The organism is Terriglobales bacterium (assembly GCA_035764005.1).
Classification (GTDB): Bacteria; Acidobacteriota; Terriglobia; order Terriglobales; family Acidobacteriaceae; genus Gp1-AA112.
This window is the reverse complement of sequence record DASTZZ010000098.1, coordinates 23660-44425: the sequence shown is the minus strand read 5'-3', so window position 1 is coordinate 44425 and position 20766 is coordinate 23660. Positions and strand designations below refer to the sequence as shown.

The following is a 20766-nucleotide window of genomic DNA, read 5'->3' as shown; positions in this document are numbered from 1 at the left end:
CTTGGAGACAGAGCGCCTAAACTATCAGTTCGGTGAGTTCATTCTCGACGTCGCCAAGGGATGCGTGATCCGTGCGGGACATGAAGTGAAGCTTCGTCCCAAAGTCTTTGAGGCCCTCAAATACCTGGTTGAGAACTCTGGCCGCCTGGTCAGCAAAAAAGAACTAATTCAAGCCGTATGGCCCGATTCCTTTGTCACCGATGACTCGCTGGTCCAGTGCACGGTCGAGCTTCGCCGTGCGCTCGACGATCACAAACAGGAGTTGCTCAAAACCGTTCCTCGTCGGGGATATCTGTTCACCGCCAATGTCAGTCGGCACAAAGCTCCCTCAGAGTCATCTGAAGAGAATTTCGAGCGAGAAGAAATTGCCGAACAGCGATTCGCAAAGGTACGCAAGAAGCGCTTCGATGTCCCCAATCCGCGCACATCGCTGATCGGTCGTGAGCAACAGGTTGCAAATGCGGCGAAGCTGTTGGTACGCCCCGACGTCCGCTTGTTGACCCTGGTTGGTCCGGGTGGAGCCGGAAAGACGCGGCTGGCCCTCGCAGTCGCTGCTGCTGTCGGTGATCATTTCACGGCAGGCGTACAGTTTGTTGGCTTAGGCGGGATCACCAATCCCGATCTGGTCGGCAGCGTGATTGTCAAAGCCCTTGACGCCCAGCAGCCGGCCGGACGGACATTCACCCAAGCCATCTCCGCCGAACTTCATGAGTCGGGACCTTTTCTGCTTCTCCTCGACAACTTCGAACAACTGCTTCCCGCAGCGACGCTCATTGCCGAACTGCTGGAAGCGTGCCCGTCGGTGAAGATTCTTATCACCAGCCGCGCCTGCCTGCGCATTTATGGGGAGCAGGAGTTTCCCGTATCTCCACTCGCACAAGAGTCAGCCATGGAATTGTTTGTGCAGCGAGCACGAGCGGTGCGGCCGAGTTTCGCAGTTACGCCAGAGAACGAAATTTCAATTCGGGAAATCTGCTCTAAGCTGGATGGATTGCCATTAGCCATCGAACTCGCCGCAGCGAGAACCAGAGTGCTCTCGCCACTCACTATGCTCGAACGATTGCAGAGCCGTCTGCAGTTATTGGTCGGTGGAGCGCTTGATCTGCCGCAGCGTCAGCAAACACTGCGCAGCGCGATCGACTGGAGCCATGATCTGCTGAATGAGGCCGAGCAGAAGCTCTTTCGTCGGCTTTCTGTCTTCGTAGGCGGCTGCACGCTGGAGGCCGTAGAGGCTGTCTGCAACACGCGTTACGACCTCGATCTTGACGCCTTCGAGGGTGTCTCCTCTCTGGTCGATAAGAATCTTGTTCAGAGTCTGGAAGTGCATGATGCGGAACCGCGCTTCGTCATGCTGGACACTATCCGCGAATACGCTCTGGAGCGTCTGCGCGAGAGCGGCGAGGAGCGCAAGGTGCGGCGGGCGCATGCGGCGTATTGCCTGGTGCTCGCGGAAGAGGGGAATCCGGAACTGAATGCGGTCGACCGCGACGCCTGGCTGGCGCGCTGCGACAGCGAGATCGACAACTTTCGCTCATCTCTCGATTGGCTGTTCCAGAATCGGGAACTCGAGTGGGGTTTGCGTTTGTGCATTGCGTTATTCCGCTTTTGGGATATGCGAGAACATTTGAGCGAAGGACGCGCGCGGCTGGAAACGATCGTGCAGCTCGCAGGAGATGACTACCCGCGCGAGCGAGCTCAGATTTGGACCTTCCTGGGCGCGCTGACGACCAGTCAGGGGGAGTTTGAGATTGCACAGGGCTACCTCAGTCAAAGCCTCTCGTTGTATGAGGAACTCGACGACAAGTGGGGAATAGGTGCGGCGCTCAATGCGCTGGCGGTCAACACTCGCGATTTAGGCGACTACGCCAACGCGCAGAAGAATTTCGAAAAAAGCCTCGCCTTTTGGCGAGCAGTTTCTGACCGCGTGTCCACGGCACGGGGCCTTCACAACCTCGCCAATGTGCTCCGTCTTCGTCGCGATTATGCCGGCGCGCACGCTGCGGCCCGCGAGGCTACGGCAATCTTTCAGGAACTCGGGGACCGCAGCGGCGCTGCATGGTCCATCAACTTGGAGGGCGACATTTCGTCTGAACAGGGCGATATCACTGCGGCCAGGGAACTCTACGAGCGGGCTCTCTCTCTGTTCCGTGAAGCCGGCGACCGCTGGGGCTGCGCGCGTTCCCTGGCCGATCTCGGGCTTATTTATGCCAATCGGGGCGAGTATCCCTCAGCGCTGGAGGCATATGCCGAGGCGCTGCAGATCTTTGTCGATCTTGGGCATCGACGCGGTTTGGCCCGAAGCCTGGAAGGATACGCACGTCTGGCGCTAGCTCAAGGACAACCCAAACGCGCACTGAAGCTCGCCGGCGCCGCTGCTCATCTGCGCGGGGTGATCGGCGCCCCGTTGAGGCACTCGGAACAGGAAAAGCTCAATCAGGCGCTTGCCCCGGCTTGGGATGCGTTAGGCCAGGCGGTTGGTAAAGAGGCTTGGGCGGAAGGGGCTGCGATGAGCTTCGAGAAGGCGATCCAGTACTCGCTGGAACAGCCGCAATCCTTCAGTTCAACCCATTCGGGTCGATGAGCCTGCGGACGGCGGAGATGCGGTCTGCGGGAATGCCCGACCGCCGGGCGTGCTCGCGGATGCTGTTTTCATCTGGCGCGATATACACGCAGTAGACCTTGTCTTCGGTGACGTAGCTGTGAAGCCACTGAATCTGCGGACCCAGCTCGTTCAACGCACGCAGCGAGCGTAGCGATAGCTCCCGGATTTCGGACTCGGAGAGGGACCCAGCGCCTGGTACTTCCCGTTCAATGACAAACTGGGGCATCGAAGGAAAGTTTAGCACCGCTTAGGGAAATTCCTGAGCTTGAAGAGCCTGCGTGGCTCGCCTGTGGCGTGTAATTCAGGTCCAAACCGCAATTTCGCACCGCATTTCTTTCACAAATTCATTGCTCGTACAACGACAATCGGCGTAGATTTGTCGGGCAGTTTCGGCATTTGCCGTTTTAGGACGCGACTCCCCAGCGTCCCTGGTTTGCTTTTCGCTCCGGGAGGTGTTTGTGGCACGTCCAGTGCAGGGTTCTGCCGAGAAAGGCAATTCGCGGTGGAATCCGAAGAGTTGGGTCAGCCTCATTCCTTATGGCCTGAATCAGCAGCATCCCAACAGCTACAAAGAAATGCTCGATGTCGCCTGGGAGAACCGCGACAACCTGGGGTATGCCTATCGCATTCTGCGCGACGGCTGCTGCGATGGATGCTCGCTGGGCACCAGCGGCATGCATGACTGGACGATGAAAGGCATTCATCTGTGCGCGGTCCGGCTGCAGCTTCTGCGCTTGAACACCATGCCGGCGATGGACTGGCATCTGCTCGAAGATGTCGCGCCTCTGCGAGAGACGTCAGAAAAGAAGCTGCGCAAGCTGGGACGACTGGCCGTTCCGATGGTCCGACGCAAAGGTGAAAAAGGATTTACGCGCGTTTCGTGGGATGAGGCCATCGAGATCGTTGCCGAGCAACTCAAGGGCATCGATCCGAAGCGTGTCGCATGGTTCCTGACATCGCGCGGGCTGACGAACGAAGCCTACTATGCGCATCAGAAAGTTGCGCGATTCATTGGGACAAATCATGTCGATACGAGCGCACGCATCTGCCATGCGCCAAGCACAGCCGGGCTCATGGCGACGGTCGGATGCGCAGCAACGACGTGCTCATACTCCGACTGGATCGGCAGCGATCTGATCGTCTTTGTCGGAGCGAATCCGGCCAACAATCAGCCAGTCACGACCAAGTATCTTTACTACGCGAAGAAGGCCGGGACAAAGATTGTTGTAGTGAATCCTTACGCTGAGCCCGGAATGGAACGGTACTGGGTTCCGTCGGTGATGGAGAGCGCGTTGTTCGGCACCAAGCTTGCCGACGATTTCTTTCAGGTACATGCGGGCGGCGACATTGCCTTCTTCTATGGCGCCATTAAGCACCTGATCGAGAACAACTGGATCAATCGCGACTTCATCGCCGCGCGCACTGCAGGTTGGGAACAGATCGAAGCCAAAGCCCGCTCACTTTCCTGGGAGGCGCTGGAGCGATCCGCCGGTCAGACTCGCGCCGATATGTTCCGTTTCGCCAAAATGTTCGGGCAGGCGCGACACGCGATCGTGGTCTGGAGCATGGGAATCACGCAGCACCGATACGGGACTGATAACGTTCGCGCCATCGTCAACCTGCAGCTCTCGCGTGGAAACATCGGGCGGCCGCATACAGGATTGATGCCCATTCGCGGGCACAGCGGCGTGCAGGGCGGTGCCGAAATGGGAGGCATGCCGTCCGCATACGTCATGGGCTTTCCCGTAACAGAAGACAACGCGAAACGATTCGCAGCGCCGCAAATGTGGGGCTTTGAGCCCCCGAGTTGGAAGGGAATGCCTGCGGCCCATATGGTCCTGGCAGCCGAACGCGGTGAGATCGATGCGCTGTGGCAAAGCGGCGGCAACTTCAAGCAGACGCTGCCGCAGCCGGAGTTAGTCGATCGAGCTCTGGGAAAAATCAAGCTGCGCGTTCATCAGGACATCGTGGTGAATCCGACAATGCTTGTCGATCCTGCCGATACAGTCGTCCTCTTTCCCGCCCGCACACGCTACGAGCAACGTGGTGGCGGCAGTGAGACCAGTACGGAGCGACGCGTTATCTTCAGTCCGGAGATCGCTGGTCCGCGCATTCCTGAAACGAAAGACGAGTGGGAGATTCCCGTTTTGGTCGCGCGCAAGCTCGATCCCGCGCGAGCGCAGAACGCGTTCGCCTGGGCCGATACACAGGACATTCGTAACGAAATCGAGCGCGTCTGTCCTACCTATAAAGGCATCGCCAACCTCAAATACAAGGGCGATAACTTCCAATACGGCGGCAGCCGCTTGCTCGTCGACAAATGCCTCACACCCGACGGCAAAGGTCATTTCTCCGCGGTCGAGCTCCCGGACGAGCACGTGCCCGCAGGCCAGTTCCTGCTCACCACGCGGCGCGGCAAGCAGTTCAACAGCATCATCCACGATGAGACCGACCCACTCACCGGAGCGCGACGTGACGACGTGATCATCTCCACCGAAGACGCCGAGCGTCTGAGCTTAAAGAACGGTGATCCAATCACACTGCGAAATCAGTCAGGCGAGTTCCAAGGACGCGTGCGCGTGGATCGTATCCGCCCCGGAGTTCTGGCAGCACATTGGCCGGAGATCAACGTTCTGATTCCCGCCGGCCGCCTCGATGCCAGTGGCGTGCCCGATTACAACGCGACTGTCGAGATCGTTGGAGCAACCTGCCTGGTAGGAGATGCCGCGGTAGCTGTGGCTTGAGCAAGAGAACGCAAGGAGACGAAGATGATGCCTTCTAACAATATCCCGAACCGCTGGGGGATCGCAGTTGCCGCGGTGGTGATGCAAATCTGCCTGGGCGCTGCTTATGGCTGGAGCGTCTTTGTCAAACCTCTGATCGGCGTCGAGCATTGGACACTCACGCAAGTCTCCTTAACGTTCACCCTTGCCATTCTGTTTCTCGGCGTGGGCACGGTGATTGGCGGCTTGTGGATGGACCGCGTTGGTCCGCGCAAAGTAGCAACTGTGGCCGGCATACTTTACGGCGTGAGTTACATGCTCGCCTCGCTGGCGGCCGGCAAGCATTCCCTAAGTGGGCTCTACCTCAGTTACGGCGTGATCGGCGGATTGGGAATGGGAATGGGATACATCACGCCCGTCGCAACACTAGTGAAGTGGTTTCCCGATAAGCGCGGCCTGATGACCGGCGTAGCGGTTTGCGGATACGGATTTGGCGCTCTCGTGATGAGTCCATTCGCCGCGCGCGAGATTCTCTCCAAAGGTGTTCCAGCGACTTTTCTTACTCTCGGAATCGTATATTTCATCGGCGTCGTCGTGGCCGCCCAGTTCTACGCGAATCCTCCCCAAGGTTGGACTCTCCCCGGATGGCAGCCGAAGACTGCGGTTTCCAAGGCGGCGGGTACTTACGATTACACCGTGAAAGAAGCGGTCGCGACGTGGCAGTTCTATCTGTTGTGGGCGATGCTCTTTCTGAATGTCTCCGCCGGAATCATGATCATCAGTCAAGCATCGCCCATGGCGCAGCAGATGATCCGCATGACTGCCGTGCAGGCGGCGGGCATGGTGGGCGTGATCTCTATTTTCAATGGACTCGGCCGCGTCTTCTGGGCCTGGGTCTCAGACCATATCGGGAGAGCACGAGTTTACTTCCTGCTCTTTCTCATTCAGGTCGTGGTGTTCTTCTCCCTGCCGCACATTTCAAACGTAACCGTATTTAGCATCGCCTTCGCCATCATCGGCCTCTGCTACGGCGGCGGCTTCGGTACCATGCCCTCTTTCACCGCCGACTACTTCGGCGCCAAGTACATGGGCGGAATCTATGGCTGGATTCTGCTGGCCTGGGGAGCCGGCGCGATTCCGTCTCCCATCATGATTGCGCGCCTGCGGCAAGTGACAGGACAGTACACGACGGGGATCTACGTTATTGCGATCGTCATGGCAGCGTCGCTGGTGTTGCCGCTCATCGCGCGACGTCCGACGAAAGAGAGTGCAGTCGTAACTCAGCTCAAAGCGGCAAGCTGAACCGCTGACAATTGAGCCAGCGGTTGACGCGCCCTGGGATCGCGGGTCGATGGCTGCCGGGACGCAGTTTTTCTGAGAACAGCGAACATAACAGCGTACTTAACAGCGTAAGTTTTAAAATTGCCGCGTGCGAACCGCGAATGATTCGTGCAACTCTCTGACGCGCAACGTCTTACGGACTTGCGGCTGGGCGGAGTCTTGTTCCGAACAGCGAAAGAAGTTGCGATTACAGCCTATCCACGATTTTCCCGCGCCGATGCATTCCAAAATGGGAACGGACCGCTGCCGCGCGCTCAAGAATGTCTTGACTTTCGCCTTACATTCGTGATACACCGAACTATGTTCGGTGCCGGTCGTTCCTTGAGCGACAGGGACGACTTACAATCGAGCACGAATGCCCGCCCCCCGCGTTCGCAGTTCGCCACCTGTAGCTCTTTCGTCATTCAGCGTTCGAGTCAATACCCGCGCAGCGGCGCGCCTGCGTTCTGGTCACCCTTGGACGTATCGCTCGGATTTGGACCCTGAAATCGAGTTACCGAGAGGTGAGGTGGTTCGTATCGCGGACCAACTCGACCGCACTCTTGGCTACGCGTTATCGAGTTCTACCTCCCAAATCGCGCTGCGAATGATCTCGGAACGCGAATGCTCGAGCCGCGATCTGCCCGGCATCGTCATAGAACGCATACGCGCCGCCATCGCCTATCGTGAGCGCCTCGGAATTCCTGAGCGGTCAAACGCGTATCGCGTCGTCTTCAGCGAAGCCGACCAATTGCCCGGATTGATCGTCGATCGCTATAACGATGTGCTCGCCTTTCAGGTTCTAACCCAGGCTATGGATCGCGCCGAAGTTCGAAATTCCGTTGTGCAAACGTTGCGCGATGAAATGCGACCGGCGGGAATTGTGGAGCGCGTCGAGACGCGTATTCGCGAACTGGAAGAGCTGCCCGCGATTGCAGGCGGCCTGATCGCCGGATCGAAATCAAACACCACAGTTGAAATGAACGCTACGGCTAGTTCGCCTGCGTTGCGTTTTCAGTACGACGCTTTGGGAGGTCAAAAGACGGGCGCTTTTCTCGATCAGCGGGAGAACTACGCTGCCGCCGAGTGCTACGCTCGCGGAGCGGCGATGGACGTTTTCTGCTATCGAGGCGGATTTGCTCTGCATCTCTCGCGCGTTTGCTCGCAAGTTACCGGCGTGGACGCCTCCCGCGAGGCACTCGAAGCCGCAGAAGAGAACTTCGCACTCAATCGTGATTCACTACGCGCGCCAGAGATCGAATGGATCGAAGGCAATGCCTTTGACCTTCTGCGCGACTGGTCAGACGCTGGCCGGAAGTTCGGCACAATCGTCCTGGATCCCCCGGCCTTTGCCAAAACTAAACGCGCTCTCCCAACCGCTCTTCGCGGGTATAAAGAGCTGAATCTGCGCGCCCTGAGGATGTTGGAGCCTGGCGGCATCCTCGTGACCTGCTCGTGCTCGCATCATGTCGGCCAGGACGATTTCCTCTCCATGCTCGCTGAAGCCGCACGTGATGCACATCGCCGCATCCGCCTGCTCGAAGTGCGGGGCCAGAGCCAGGATCATCCGGTGGTCGCCGGCATTCCCGAAACGGCGTATTTGAAGTGCGTGATTGCATACGTTGAATAAACACGCTGTCGGCTTTCGGCTGTCAGCTTTCGGCCAGTAACCTTTTCGGTGAAGCTAAACAGTCCACTGGCCGAACGCCGACAGCCGAGTGCCGAGCGCCTTCTTATTCCGCCCGATGCTGGCTCAAGTAGATCTCTTCTACGCGCTTCACTGTATCCGCCTCTTCCGGCGGCTTGTCTGGACGCAGGCGCACAATACGCGGGAAGCGCAGAGCGAAGCCGCTCTCGTGCCGATCGGAACGCATGATGTTGTTGAACGCTACTTCCAGCACGATCTTCGGTTCGACCAGGCGTGAGTGACCGAAGTCGGCCAGCGTGTGCTGCTTGAACCATTCGGTCATCTCTGCAATCTCGGCGTCGGTCAATCCTGAGTAGGCTTTGCCCACATTCATCAGGCGGCCATTCTCTCCGCGAACGGCGAAGGTGTAGTCGCTCAAGACGCCGGCGCGCTTGCCGTTTCCAAACTCGACTGCGGTAACTACGCAATCGAGCGTCGCCAGTTCGCGCTTCATCTTGAGCCAAGCGTGTCCACGCCGGCCGGGAGCATAGAGAGAAGTGCGATTCTTAATCATCAAACCTTCATTTCCGCGGGCACGCGCCTCGACGAAGATGCGATCGATGTCTTCCGATGTGTGCGCAGCGGCAAAAGGCGCGCGGAATATGCGAGGCATCGATACCATGGCTGTTTCTTCGTCAAAAGAAAGGCTGCCCTGCTCAGAGAAGCCATCACTGGATGTGGTTGCGGGCATTTCTGCAATGATCTGCGCCAGAAGCTCAGATCGTTCCCGCAGCGGACGATCGATGACCATCTCATCGCCAGCGAAGAGTACATCGAAGGCGACGTATACGACAGGAACCTCGCGCATCATCTTTTCGGTGACGCGCTTGCGACCGAGCCTTTTCTGTAGAGCAGAGAATGGCAAAGCGCTCCCTGCAGATGCGGCGCCGCTTGCATCCGTTCCCCAGGCAAGAATCTCGCCATCGAGGACCAATTGCGTGCGCACACCTGCGAACACCGGTATCAATTCGGGAAATGATTCGGCGATGTCGTCCTGCGTCCGCGAGAAGATGCGTACTTTACCCTCACCGCAATGGACTTGCGCGCGAACGCCGTCGTATTTGTCCTCCACCTGGGCATCCTCGAAATACGACAGGGCTTCGTCACTCGATTTCACTTCCGCAGCGAGCATAAAGCCGATCGGGTGGAAGAGCCGCATCTGTGCTTCAGTCAGCCGGTCTTCTGCAGCCAGACGCAACGTTTCGCCGATATCGCCGAGCAGCATGTTGGCACGTCGTACGGCTGATTCCGGTTTGCCGTAGGCTGCGGCAATTGCTTCCTCGACCAGACTCTCGCGCATTCCAATGCGCAAATCACCAACGATGATTTTGATCGCATACTTTGCTTCGAGAGCCGAGCATTGTCTCAGCAGGGCTGTCACTCTCTCCAGCTTTGCGGCCGGACCATGCGCGACTGCGATGTCATCAAGTAGCTTTGTCAAATCGGGAAGAGTGAGGAGGGAGCCGGTGAACTTCGCAGGCCATATAAGGTGGGCAGCGGCTCCGAGATCTCCGGTTCGCCGATAAGCTGCCGACATCTCCTGTTCAGAAGCTCCGGTGATCTGCTGCACGGCTCGCCAAACGATCGAGCCACCGACGTTGAGCGTACGCTCAGAAAATGCGGGATAGACATCGCCGGAGAGGAAAATGGCCGCCTGTGAAGCAGTCTGCTCCGGCTGCGCGCAAAAGTACTCGGCGACGAGCCTGCGCTTCTCCAGCTTCTTCGGGGTTGCAGCAACAGCTTCACAGAGCTGGGCGAAGCGCAGCATGGAAGGATGGTAGCGGGAAAAGTAATCCGCAGTCAGCAATCGGCAAAGCGGTTTGCCACTGAACGCTGACTACTTGGCAACCCTAGCCACCTAGCTCGCCTTATCGACTTCCGTTCCTGAACCCGAATGTCGCTCGAAAGCGGCGTCGGCAATGTCATGCACAGCATTCAAGAAGGTTACTGTAGCGGGAGTGGGTGTCAACTTTCGCACTTTGGCTTCTTGCTGGATCGCGTGCAGCATTTCGGTCACGCGCTGCAGGCGCAGGCTGCGGACTTCCTCGTCGACACTCTGCCCCCTTTGAAGGGTGTCAGCTTGAATCAGATTCCAGAGAAGCTGCCGTACATAGCCGATCGCCGCCTTGAACTCGCGAATAGCATTAGAATCGGCCTCCGCCAGATTTGGAGCCGTCGTCGAGGTCTGGATCTCCTCCTGAAGGCGGCGAAGCTCCTGGGTGGCTGATTGAATCTTCTCAGGTAAATTACTCATCGAAATGAGGGTTCGTAACTGCCAAACTGAAGATCTGGCAAAAAGTTGCGCGAGGCACTGACCCGATACCATACGCGCGGCGTTGGCACGTGCCTAACGTATAATGGAAGAGTTTTGCTGGTAACTGTTACAGGTTACCACTTTGGCGCTGGGCAGGCATGACTTACTGGAAACAATACCTTCGACTACTGGCGGCGACTCAGCTGCTTCCCGCTCTTGAGAGCGGAGAGGAGACCCTCGTCGGCGGCCAGGCTGTGCTCGAAGGAGTCATGATGCGTACGCCCCATGCGTGGGGCATCACGGTTCGCAAGCAGTCGGGCGAGACGGTCACGCATTCAGACCTGCTGAAGCGTCCCTCGGACAAGCGCAAGTGGATGGGTTGGCCGGTCGTTCGCGGAGTCGTGACGCTTGGTTATGCGATGATGCTCGGCTTTCGTGCTCTGAAGTTCTCGGCGAACGTAGCTTTGGAAGAGATGACCGGCAAGCCTTCGGAAGGCTCAAAGCCTCAGGAGAAGCTCGAGATCAGCGGATGGATGGCGACCGTCAACATCGTCCTCTCACTCGGTTTTTTCATTCTGTTCTACAAGTTCCTCCCGCTGCTCGCAGCTACCGGTCTAAAGCACGCATTTCCCACACTGGGCAATCAGATTCTCTTCAATCTTGTTGATGGCGCGATTCGTATTGGCTTGTTCCTGCTCTTCGTCTGGGGAATCTCGCTGGCCAATGACATCCATCGCGTGTACGAGTATCACGGCGCCGAGCACAAGACGGTGTTTGCTTTCGAAACTGGCGAGCCGGTGGATGTACCGCGCGCACAGAGCTTCGTCACATGGCATCCGCGCTGCGGCACCAGCTTCCTGATGACGGTGATGCTGATCTGCATCATCGTTTACAGTCTGTTCCCGATTCAGACCTTTTGGGGCAAGTTCGCGCTGCGCATCATCGCGCTGCCGTTTATCGCCGGCATCTCGTATGAGCTGATCCGCTACGCAGCGAAGAAGCGCAATTCGCTTTTCGCGATGCTCACGAAGCCGGGACTTTGGCTGCAGAGGATCACGACCCAGCCACCGTCTGACGAGCAAGTAGTCTGCGCAATCACCGCCCTCGACGCCGCTCTCGATCTCGAAAAGCAAAACGGCGGCGAACTGGTGATTGCCTAGCGGCCCCCGCCGCGCACTCGTCTTTTTGCCCTCCTTCCTTTCTTAAAACGCAATATCAGATTGCTGCGGCCGGAAGCAGGTGGCCAGCAGCCGGTAGCCACCATGTTTGAACGACTCGACCAAATCGAAAATAAATATCAGGAACTCACCGAAGCGCTCGCTTCGCCGGAGATCATCAGCGACTCGTCGCGGTATCAGAAGACCGCGAAAGCGCACAGCGAGCTCACGTCCATAGTCGACCGCTATCGCGAGTACAAGGATTTGAAGCGAGGCATCGCCGATACGAAATCCATGCTTGCCGACGAGCATGATGCGGAGCTGAAGGCAATGGCGGAGGAAGAGTTGGCGTCTCTGCAATCGCGGCTCGATAAGACCGAAGAGGAGCTGAAGGTGCTTCTCCTTCCCAAAGACCCGAACGACGAGCGCAACGTGATCCTCGAAATTCGCGCCGGTACGGGTGGGGACGAGTCTTCGTTGTTCGCCGCCGAAATGTTCCGTATGTACTCGCGTTATGCCGAATCGCAGCGCTGGAAGGTAGAAGTCCTGTCGAGTTCCGAATCGGGAGTCGGTGGGCTGAAAGAAGTCATTGCCATGATCGAAGGTCACGGCGCCTACTCCAAGCTGAAATATGAAAGTGGAGTGCATCGCGTACAACGCGTTCCCGAAACCGAACAGCAGGGGCGCGTGCACACTTCCGCCATCACGGTTGCTGTGCTGCCCGAAGCCGAAGACGTAGACATCAAAATCGAGGCCAAGGACATTCGCATCGATACTTTTTGCTCTTCAGGTCCCGGCGGCCAGTCGGTGAACACGACTTACTCTGCCGTCCGCATCACGCACATTCCAACGAACACGGTCGTGAGCTGTCAGGATGAAAAGTCGCAGATTAAGAACCGCGAAAAGGCCATGCGCGTTCTACGCTCACGTCTGTATGAGGTTGAGCTGGAGCGTCAGCAGGCGGAGCTGGCCAAAGAGCGCAAGACGCAAGTTGGCAGCGGCGATCGCAGCGAGAAGATTCGCACCTACAACTTCCCGCAGAACCGCGTCACGGATCATCGCATCGGCTTAACCATCCACCAGCTTCCGGAAGTGATGGACGGAAAAATCCAGCCGCTCATCGACGCGCTCATCGCGCACTTCCAGGCGGAAAAGCTCAAGCAGGAGATGGTGGCGGTTTAAGAGGAAGGGAGCCTTGCGGCTCGATCTCACCATCAAGCAAGCGACAGAGCGCCTGGAGGCCAGTGCCCGAGGCGACGCCCGCCTCGACGCCGAAACTTTGTTGATGCACGTCCTCGGACGCGACCGAGCATACTTATACGCACATCCTGATTTGGAACTCTCTTGCCGCGAGCTCAGCGGATATAACCAACTCCTCGAGCGGCGCGCGAGCGGAGAGCCGCTGCAGTACATCACCAGACATCAGGAGTTCTGGGGGCTCGACCTATTGGTCACTCCGGCGGTATTGATACCGCGTCCCGAAACGGAACATTCGGTTGAAGCCGCTCTGGAGTTGTTGCGCGATATCGAATCGCCGCGCATCGTCGATGTGGGCACCGGATCAGGGTGCATCGCGTTGGCGCTCGCTTCCGAATTGCCAACGGCCAAGATCGGTGCCGTAGACATTTCAGCCGAGGCACTCGAGATCGCACGTAGTAACGCCCAACGGCTCGGATTCGGCGATCGCATCAAATTCGCTCAGGGCGATCTGCTAGGCAACTACCTTGATCTTGGCCGAACGTACGACATGGTCATTTCCAATCCTCCTTACGTAGGCGAGAGCGAAGCCGAGAAGCTGCAGATTGAGGTCCGCCAGCACGAGCCGCATTGTGCTCTGTTCGGCGGACAACAAGGGCTGGACATCTACGGCCGCCTCATTCCGCAAGCGCGCCAGGTTCTGAAGCCGGGTGGATGGCTGGTGATGGAGATCGGCTTTTCTCAAGAGCAGCAGATTCATCAACTCCTGCGTGACTGGCACGATGTACATTCGGTGCCAGACTTGCGCGGAATTCCCAGAGTGGTAATCGCGCGAAAATGATTCCACTGAGAAGCAGCACAGGCCCCAAAGGGCCGAAATAAGCGCAGCCCAGCAGCGTAAGTCCTGGGAATGTACATCGGGTCATCGGAGCCCCGTAAGGGCGCCATCCTTCGGCGGGGCACTCTCCCGGTTCCAAGGTTGCGGCGTTCCCATTTGGATCTGAATGACTCCATTGTCCGGTCGCCCAAAATGCCGCCCTTACAAGCTCGGATTCGAGAGGCACGGTTAACCCAGGGCTTACGCCGCTGGGCTGCGCTTATGTCGGCCCGGGCCTAGGATCCGCCTTATCTTCTGGCTGCTCTCCCATCCAGGAACGACTGCAGAATCAGCACCGCTGCCATTTTGTCGATTACTTCTTTGCGTCGCGCATCGCGAATGCCGGTTTCATCCAGGAGGCGGTGAGCTTCCGCTGTGCTTAGACGCTCATCCCATAAATGCACGGGCAACGAAAGCTCCTGCTTGATTTGCTCAGCGAAAGCCGCCATTTTGTCTGCCTGCGCACCGGTTTGTCCGCTCATGCGGAGCGGATTTCCAACCACGATCTCGCTGACCTCATATTCGCGGACTACTTTTCGCAGCTCCGATTGATCGTAGCGGCGATTCCGACGGTGCAATGTAGGAAGTCCTTGGGCGGTGAGGCCGAGCGGATCGGAGACCGCAATTCCAATACGACGTGCGCCAACATCAAGGCCGAGGATGCGGCCTCTGACGTGATTTTGCTCTGCCTCCATGCTGCGATTATAGGTGCGCTCAGCATCCTACCTGCGAGGAGAAGCCGACACCGTGTCTTCAAAATCGCTATGGCCGAAACGATCGGAGCAGCAGCTAAAGGGTCCGACTCCGGTTGCGGATGATGTTGCTGCGGAAACGGCGGCGGAACTCGAAGACCTCGGCGAAGGCGTTCAGGAGGTCCACGAAGAACTTCGCAAGGCCACGATTACACAGATTGTCCTCACGATCCTTGCCGTCCTCGCAGTCTGTTACTTTGCCAAGCTGGTCTTGGTGACCATCTTTACTTCCATTCTGATTGCTTACATTCTCGAACCGTTTGTTCGGCTCATGGGAAAAATCAAGATTCCTCGCACATTGGGATCGGGAATTGCTGTCTTGCTTGTGCTCGCTCTTCTGTACGGACTCAGTTATTTCTTTTATCAGCGTGCCGTGGATTTCGCTCACCAACTGCCAAGAGTGCAAAGTGAAATCAAGAAAGTGATGGGCAAGTACCAAAAGGGTGCGGAGCAGATTCAGAAGAGCACGCAGGGAGTAATGCCCGGTGAAGACAAAAATGCGGTTCCGGTAAAAGTTCAGCAGGAAAGCGGGATTCGCGGACTCATCGGAGGCTCGGAAATAGCCAACATCGGGGAGGTTCTCCTCACCATTGCCTTCATTCCTTTCATCGTCTACTTCATGCTCACGTGGGAGGAGCACATGAGGCGCTCGACCGTATGTCTCTTTCCGCGCGAAAAACGTCTGAAGGCGTATTCCGCAATGGGAAAGATCTCGGAGATGATGAAGGGATTTATTGTCGGCAACTTCGTCATTGGCATCTTTATGGCGATTGCCAGCGGGATCGTATTTGCTTTCCTTCACCTGCCCTACTTTTATTTCCTCGGACTCATCAGTGGTTTTCTCAGTTTGATTCCATATCTTGGAATAGTTCTTGCGCTGCTGCCTCCGATTGCCTCCGGCATTGGCGTGCTGCACGGAACAGGCATCATCATCATTGCTGTGGTGATTCTTGGATTGCACGTTTTCTCAATGAACGTGCTCTATCCGAAAGTGATTGGCGGCAGATTGGAATTGAATCCGTTAGCTGTAACCCTCGGCCTGCTGATCTGGGGATGGATTTGGGGCGCCATGGGTCTGATCCTCGCCGTTCCCGTTCTGGGAGCAATCAAGATCGTTTGCGACAACGTCGAAGGGCTGGAGCCCTTTGGGCGGCTGCTTGGCGAAGGGCTGGACGGTAAGAAGCGACGAGCCAAGGCGTCCTGAACCTGATCCACCTGCCAGATTGAAACTAGCACTCTATAATTTGTGCAATGGCCACCCTGCTTTCGCCTGACGTGCGCACGCGCTACGAGGCCGTGATTGGACTCGAGGTGCACGTCCAGCTTCTTACGAAAACCAAGGCATTCTGCGGATGCTCGGCCGCCTTCGGCGCTCCTCCGAACACGAATGTCTGCCCGGTATGTCTCGGATTGCCCGGCGCGCTTCCTGTTTTGAACAGCAAAGCAGTCGAATTTGCGGTGCGCGCGGCCATGGCCTTGCACTGCCAGATTCGCGAGCGCTCGATCTTTGCCCGCAAGAATTACTTCTATCCCGACCTTCCCAAGGGATACCAGATTTCCCAGTATGACAAACCGATTGCCGAACATGGCTTCATCGACATACCTTCGGCCAACGACGGCCCGAAAAGGATCGGCATCACGCGCCTCCACATGGAAGAAGATGCGGGCAAGAGCCTGCACGACGGTCTTCCCGATTCGGCACACTTCACTTATGTCGATCTGAACCGCTCCGGCGTGCCTCTGATCGAGATCGTCAGCGAGCCCGACATGCGCTCGCCTGATGAAGCTTATGAATACCTCACGCGGCTGAAAGAGATCGTCCTGTACACCGGCGTGAGCGACTGCAACATGGAAGAGGGCTCCCTACGTTGTGACGCGAATGTAAGCATCCGTCCACGCGGCGAGCAGAAGCTCGGCACCAAAGCCGAGGTCAAAAACGTGAACTCCTTCCGCTTCATTCGCGATGCGCTGGAGTACGAAATCGAACGCCAGATCGAGATCGTCGAATCCGGAGAAAAGGTCGTTCAGGAAACGCGTCTTTACAATGCCAACGAGGGCAGAACCTACAGCATGAGGTCAAAGGAAGAAGCTCACGATTACCGCTACTTCCCCGAACCCGATCTGCTGCCACTCATCGTCGATGCGAAACGGCAGCAAGAGATTCGCTCTTCCCTGCCTGAAATGCCGGAGGCACGGCGCGAGCGCATGGTTTCCCAATACGGCATCACCGCCTACGACGCTGCAGTTCTCACAGCTTCTCGCACCCTGGCTGACCAATTCGAAGAAGCTGCACGATCGGCGAAGAATCCCAAGCGCGTCGCCAACCTGGTGCAGAGCGAGATTATGGGCCGCCTGAAAACTCGCGGGCTCGAAATCGAGCAATCGCCTATTAGCATGAAGGGTGTAGCAATGTCCGCCGATCTGGTTGAGAGCGGAACGATCTCCGGCAAGATTCTCAAAGACCTCTACGACCTGGCTTTCGAACGCAACCAGGATTTCCCCGCGATTTACGAGCAGGAAAAGCCGCAGCAGATCACCGATATGTCTGCGATTGAAAAGATGATCGACGAGGTGATCGCCGCCAATCCCAAGCAGGTCGAGCAATACCGCGCCGGCAAGAAGACCGTCGCGGGATTCTTCGTTGGCCAGGTGATGAAAGCATCCAAGGGCCAGGCAAATCCTGCGCTGGTCAACGAGATCCTCACGCGCAAGCTCGGCGGCTAGGTGCTCTTATGTTTGTCATTCCGAACCGCCCGATTTTGGCGGCGAGGAATCCCTATGGCCTCGATGCCGGCTGCATTCGCAAATTTTAGAACGCGGAGATTTGAATTGAGTGCACTCTCATTTCGCGCCTTCTCTACCACGCTGCTAGAGGCCCGTGCCATCCACGCGCATAGACATGGATAGGGATTCCTCACCGCCAACCCCGGCGGTTCGGAATGACAAGACCAAAGGCACTGAAAAATCCGAACGATTCCCTTAAACTCCCGTTCTTCACTCATGAGACGTAGCATGGGTGGCCTGGAGCACTCCATTTCCGGCGCGATGGCCTTCGATCTTGCACAAGCGGAGTCATGCTGCGTGACCGACTGCGGCGTTTCGCCGAACGTTGAACGGCTGGTGCGCGAGCATTCGCGGCTGGTGTTTCGCATCGCTTACTCGGTTGTTCGCAATCATGCCGACGCTGAGGACATCGTGCAGGACGTCTTCTTGCGAGTCGCGAAGCATGGAGCAAAAGACATCGGTGACGGGAAAGCATGGCTTGCGCGGATTGCGTGGCGCGTATCCGTAGATCGCTATCGCAGCGCGAGGAAGCAGAGCCAGGAAGAGTTCGACGAACGAATCCATCCGCCGTTTGTTCACGTGAGTGGAACGGAACACGAAGCGATATCGCGCGAGATGCTCGCCCTCCTTGATCGACTTATTGCTGCGCTCCCAAGGAAAGAACGCGAAGCCCTATTGCTCACCTCGGTCGAGGAGTTGAGCAGCACTGAAGCCGCGAGAGTCCTCGGCACAAGCGAGACCTCAGTGCGAGCGCGAGTGTTCCGCGCGCGCCAACGGCTCGCGGAGAAGCTGCAGAAGTTAACAGGTGTAAGTTATGGACGCTGAAAACAGATCCGATCAGCAAAAGAATTTCGATCACTGGCTTGACTCAGCACTGCAAGCGAGGGCGAATGCCGAGCCGCGGATGCGACTGGAGGAGCGCGTGCTGGCGCGGCTCGCATCGGAACCGCGGCGCAAGGTTTGGTGGCCAGCGATTGCAGTGGCGGGAGCGGCAGTTGTTTTAATCGCGCTCGCTATCGCCTTGCTGAGACCAACCCGGCATGAGCCCACGCTTGCGCATGGTGCTGCAGAGCCGGCGAGTGCTCAGCGTGTGAGTAGCCCGACACGAACAAGCCAAGCTTCCAGAGCCGCAGCTACCGCCAGGCTCAGGCATGGTCGGATTTGGGTGAGTAGAAATGCCGTATCCAGAGAACAGACTCGCGAACGGTTGCCAAAATTAGCTGCATTCCCTACTCCTCGGCCCGAAACGGAACAGGAACGTCTGCTCCTGCGACTGGCAGCGCAACCAGGCTTGCTGCAGACAGCGCATCTCAATTCGGATTCGCCGCTAAAGGAACTATCGATTCCTGCAATCAACATTCCTCCGATGGAGGGAACTCCACGGGATAATTCGCCGCTGTATTGAAAATGGAGATGAAGAGATGTTTCTTAAACAAATAGCTAAGCCGGCAGTATTGGTTGTCGTACTCATTGTCACGGTTTCTTGCTGGGCGCAGGAGCAGAAGCAAGAACACGTGCAGGAGCAAAAACAGGAACAGAAGACACCACCGGCCACGCAATCGAATTCAGTGTACCGGCTGGAATATGTATTCTCTGAAATCCAGAATGGGAAGAAGGTCAACTCGCGCGCTTATACCATGGTGGTGCGTACTGGAGAGCGAGGCAGCATTCGACTCGGCAGCAGGGTGCCCGTTCCTACGGCCAATCAGCAATACCAGTATGTTGATCTCGGTGTGAATATTGATTGTCGCGTCGAGCACGACGCTGATGCGGCCGTTGTCCTGGTCACTAATAGCCAGGTGAGCAGCGTCCCTCCTGATCAACCCAGTGAAAATCGAAATCTGCCCCCAATTATCAGGAATACTCAAATTCAGGCCGAAAGCATCGTTCCACTCGAAAAGAGAACTCTTGTCGGAAGCGCCGACCAGGTGGATGGAACTGGCAGATTCGACCTGGAGGTGACCGCGACGAAGCTGAGGTGAGGGCCGATTCCCCTTACCCCACGTAGCTGTGATTATCTGGTTTCTACTTCTCTCACCAGCGCACGTAAGAGCATGTTCACGAACATCAGCACGACAGCTCCCACTAATGCCGAGAGGAAATGTCGAATGAAGAATCCAGGCACCAGCGCGGACGTGATCTCGAGGATGATCGCGTTGATGATGAACCAGAAAATCCCGAGCGTAAGCACCGTTAGTGGGAAAGTGATGATCTTCACTATCAGGCCCAGCGTGGCGTTCAGGAATCCGAACACGATGGCTGCGACCAGCGCTGCGCCGAGACTTCGGACATAAAAGCCGGGAACGATATACGAAACAATGAGCAGGCTGAGCGACATCAGCAACCAGCGTACGAGTGCGTTGATCATGCGGCGGAGCGGCCGCTCGTGTCAGTAGATTTCAGCTTCGAGCAGATGAAGGTCAACGAGCAGTCCGTATGTCCTGAGCAGGTTATATATCATGAAGCCGCGCGAGAACAGGGGAATGAGCATCTCCAGCATGTGGTCCTCCATGATCCCATTCGCAATCATGAACAGAGTGCTGAAGGCATAGAGTCCGATCGCCAGGAGCAGGGCTTTCAAGTTCAGCTTGTATGTCTGGACGCCGACGATGGCAAACGTGAATGCCATGATTCCCGACGCGATGGCGATCGGCAAATTGTCCCGGCATACATAGAGTTCGATTCCCGATAGGACAGCCACGGCGAAGAACCGAACCGATGCGCGCTGCACCATGCGCGTGACCAGATCGCGGGCAGCGCTGGTGTCAACACGCTTGGCGACGAAATTGCTCTCGTCGTAAACCGTTTCTTTCTTCTCTCCCGTTTCCGAATTTAACTGCGCTAGATCCACGGTTTGCCGGGAGACAACTTCCGGCCCCTGGTAAATGGTCTCCTTATCGGGCATCACGAGGTCATGCGCAATGCGTCCGAGCTTCGCGAACATTTCCGGAATTGGGCCTTGATGGACGGTTTCGGTTTGCGGCTTCAGCGGAACTTCTTGCTCGAGTTTGCCCTTGAAACGCCGGCTAATGAAATCAGGGATTTCGCCTTGGTGTACCGTCTCTTTTCCCGCATGGGTCTCGGCGACGGTGGGTTTGAGCTGGCGAGGTTTAAAAAGGTCCACCTCCGGGCCGTCGTAGACGGTCTCTTTGCGAGGCGTGAGGGTGGACTCGCTCTTCATAAAAAATGAAAATGGCGCAGAATGCAGAGTAACGCTGGAATTAGAAATCCTTAATTGGAATTGCCCGCCAGAGGTTACGACCGGGTACCCAGGTGTTACCTCGGTAAGCCAGAGCCAATGAAATCGCGCTCGCGCATTCGAGGTCCTTTATCAACATTCGAAGCAGGAAAATCGGGCTCAGCGCATCGTGCCATCGATGAATTCTCGTGAGCGAATGAGATAATCTTTTAGA

Annotated in this window: 17 protein-coding genes; 11 read left to right on the top strand and 6 right to left on the bottom strand. The window is 57.0% G+C overall.

What is annotated here, in order from left to right:
• The first annotated feature begins 1 nt into the window (after position 1).
• The gene (locus VFU50_15960) at positions 2–2581 is read left to right on the top strand and encodes a tetratricopeptide repeat protein (protein ID HEU5234357.1); all 2580 of its coding nucleotides are present in this window, start codon (positions 2–4) and stop codon (positions 2579–2581) included.
• Here VFU50_15960 and VFU50_15955 read toward each other — a convergent pair.
• Positions 2556–2828: a DUF4242 domain-containing protein gene (locus tag VFU50_15955; GenBank protein ID HEU5234356.1), complete on the bottom strand. Its 273-nt coding sequence runs from the start codon at positions 2826–2828 to the stop codon at positions 2556–2558. The genes VFU50_15960 and VFU50_15955 overlap by 26 nt on opposite strands.
• 232 nt (positions 2829–3060) lie before the next feature.
• Here VFU50_15955 and VFU50_15950 point away from each other — a divergent pair, with 232 nt between their 5' ends.
• The 3 genes from VFU50_15950 to VFU50_15940 all read left to right on the top strand — a co-directional run bounded on the left by VFU50_15950 (position 3061) and on the right by VFU50_15940 (position 8275).
• Entirely contained in the window at positions 3061–5346 is a 2286-nt protein-coding gene (locus tag VFU50_15950) for an FdhF/YdeP family oxidoreductase (protein HEU5234355.1), read from the top strand.
• Positions 5347–5370: 24 nt separating this feature from the next.
• Positions 5371–6627: an OFA family MFS transporter gene (locus tag VFU50_15945; protein ID HEU5234354.1), complete on the top strand. Its 1257-nt coding sequence runs from the start codon at positions 5371–5373 to the stop codon at positions 6625–6627.
• 394 nt (positions 6628–7021) lie between these two features.
• On the top strand, positions 7022–8275 hold the full coding sequence (locus VFU50_15940; GenBank protein ID HEU5234353.1) for a class I SAM-dependent rRNA methyltransferase: 1254 nt from the start codon (positions 7022–7024) through the stop codon (positions 8273–8275).
• Between the two features lie 103 nt (positions 8276–8378).
• Here VFU50_15940 and VFU50_15935 read toward each other — a convergent pair whose 3' ends face one another.
• The gene (locus VFU50_15935; protein ID HEU5234352.1) at positions 8379–10100 is read right to left on the bottom strand and encodes an ATP-dependent DNA ligase; all 1722 of its coding nucleotides are present in this window, start codon (positions 10098–10100) and stop codon (positions 8379–8381) included.
• 90 nt (positions 10101–10190) lie between these two features.
• The gene (locus tag VFU50_15930; GenBank protein HEU5234351.1) at positions 10191–10586 is read right to left on the bottom strand and encodes a hypothetical protein; all 396 of its coding nucleotides are present in this window, start codon (positions 10584–10586) and stop codon (positions 10191–10193) included.
• Positions 10587–10744: 158 nt separating this feature from the next.
• Between VFU50_15930 and VFU50_15925 the strand changes: the two genes are divergently transcribed.
• The 3 genes from VFU50_15925 (at position 10745) to prmC (ending at position 13781) form a co-directional block, all read left to right on the top strand.
• Positions 10745–11746, top strand: coding sequence for a DUF1385 domain-containing protein (locus VFU50_15925; GenBank protein ID HEU5234350.1), 1002 nt, complete (start codon positions 10745–10747; stop codon positions 11744–11746).
• 102 nt (positions 11747–11848) lie between these two features.
• Positions 11849–12925 carry a peptide chain release factor 1 gene (prfA, locus tag VFU50_15920; GenBank protein ID HEU5234349.1) on the top strand — a complete coding sequence of 359 codons (1077 nt, stop codon included), beginning with the start codon at positions 11849–11851 and terminating at the stop codon, positions 12923–12925.
• 13 nt (positions 12926–12938) lie between these two features.
• On the top strand, positions 12939–13781 hold the full coding sequence (prmC, locus tag VFU50_15915; protein ID HEU5234348.1) for a peptide chain release factor N(5)-glutamine methyltransferase: 843 nt from the start codon (positions 12939–12941) through the stop codon (positions 13779–13781).
• Positions 13782–14065: 284 nt separating this feature from the next.
• On the opposite strand, the gene ruvX is transcribed toward prmC, so the two are convergent.
• A complete protein-coding gene (gene ruvX, locus VFU50_15910; GenBank protein HEU5234347.1) occupies positions 14066–14512 on the bottom strand; it encodes a Holliday junction resolvase RuvX in 447 nt (148 codons plus the stop codon).
• Positions 14513–14564: 52 nt separating this feature from the next.
• Between ruvX and VFU50_15905 the strand changes: the two genes are divergently transcribed.
• The 4 genes from VFU50_15905 to VFU50_15890 all read left to right on the top strand — a co-directional run bounded on the left by VFU50_15905 (position 14565) and on the right by VFU50_15890 (position 19335).
• Positions 14565–15773, top strand: coding sequence for an AI-2E family transporter (locus VFU50_15905; GenBank protein HEU5234346.1), 1209 nt, complete (start codon positions 14565–14567; stop codon positions 15771–15773).
• A gap of 47 nt (positions 15774–15820) precedes the next feature.
• A complete protein-coding gene (gatB, locus tag VFU50_15900) occupies positions 15821–17293 on the top strand; it encodes an Asp-tRNA(Asn)/Glu-tRNA(Gln) amidotransferase subunit GatB (GenBank protein ID HEU5234345.1) in 1473 nt (490 codons plus the stop codon).
• 276 nt (positions 17294–17569) lie between these two features.
• Entirely contained in the window at positions 17570–18178 is a 609-nt protein-coding gene (locus VFU50_15895; GenBank protein HEU5234344.1) for an RNA polymerase sigma factor, read from the top strand.
• A gap of 596 nt (positions 18179–18774) precedes the next feature.
• Positions 18775–19335, top strand: a complete 561-nt coding sequence (locus tag VFU50_15890) for a hypothetical protein (GenBank protein ID HEU5234343.1) — start codon at positions 18775–18777, stop codon at positions 19333–19335.
• Positions 19336–19367: 32 nt separating this feature from the next.
• On the opposite strand, the gene VFU50_15885 is transcribed toward VFU50_15890, so the two are convergent.
• Together VFU50_15885 and VFU50_15880 are read right to left on the bottom strand one after the other, a co-directional pair.
• Positions 19368–19721: a phage holin family protein gene (locus tag VFU50_15885; GenBank protein HEU5234342.1), complete on the bottom strand. Its 354-nt coding sequence runs from the start codon at positions 19719–19721 to the stop codon at positions 19368–19370.
• Positions 19722–19742: 21 nt separating this feature from the next.
• On the bottom strand, positions 19743–20534 hold the full coding sequence (locus VFU50_15880; protein ID HEU5234341.1) for a hypothetical protein: 792 nt from the start codon (positions 20532–20534) through the stop codon (positions 19743–19745).
• Positions 20535–20766: the final 232 nt, after the last annotated feature.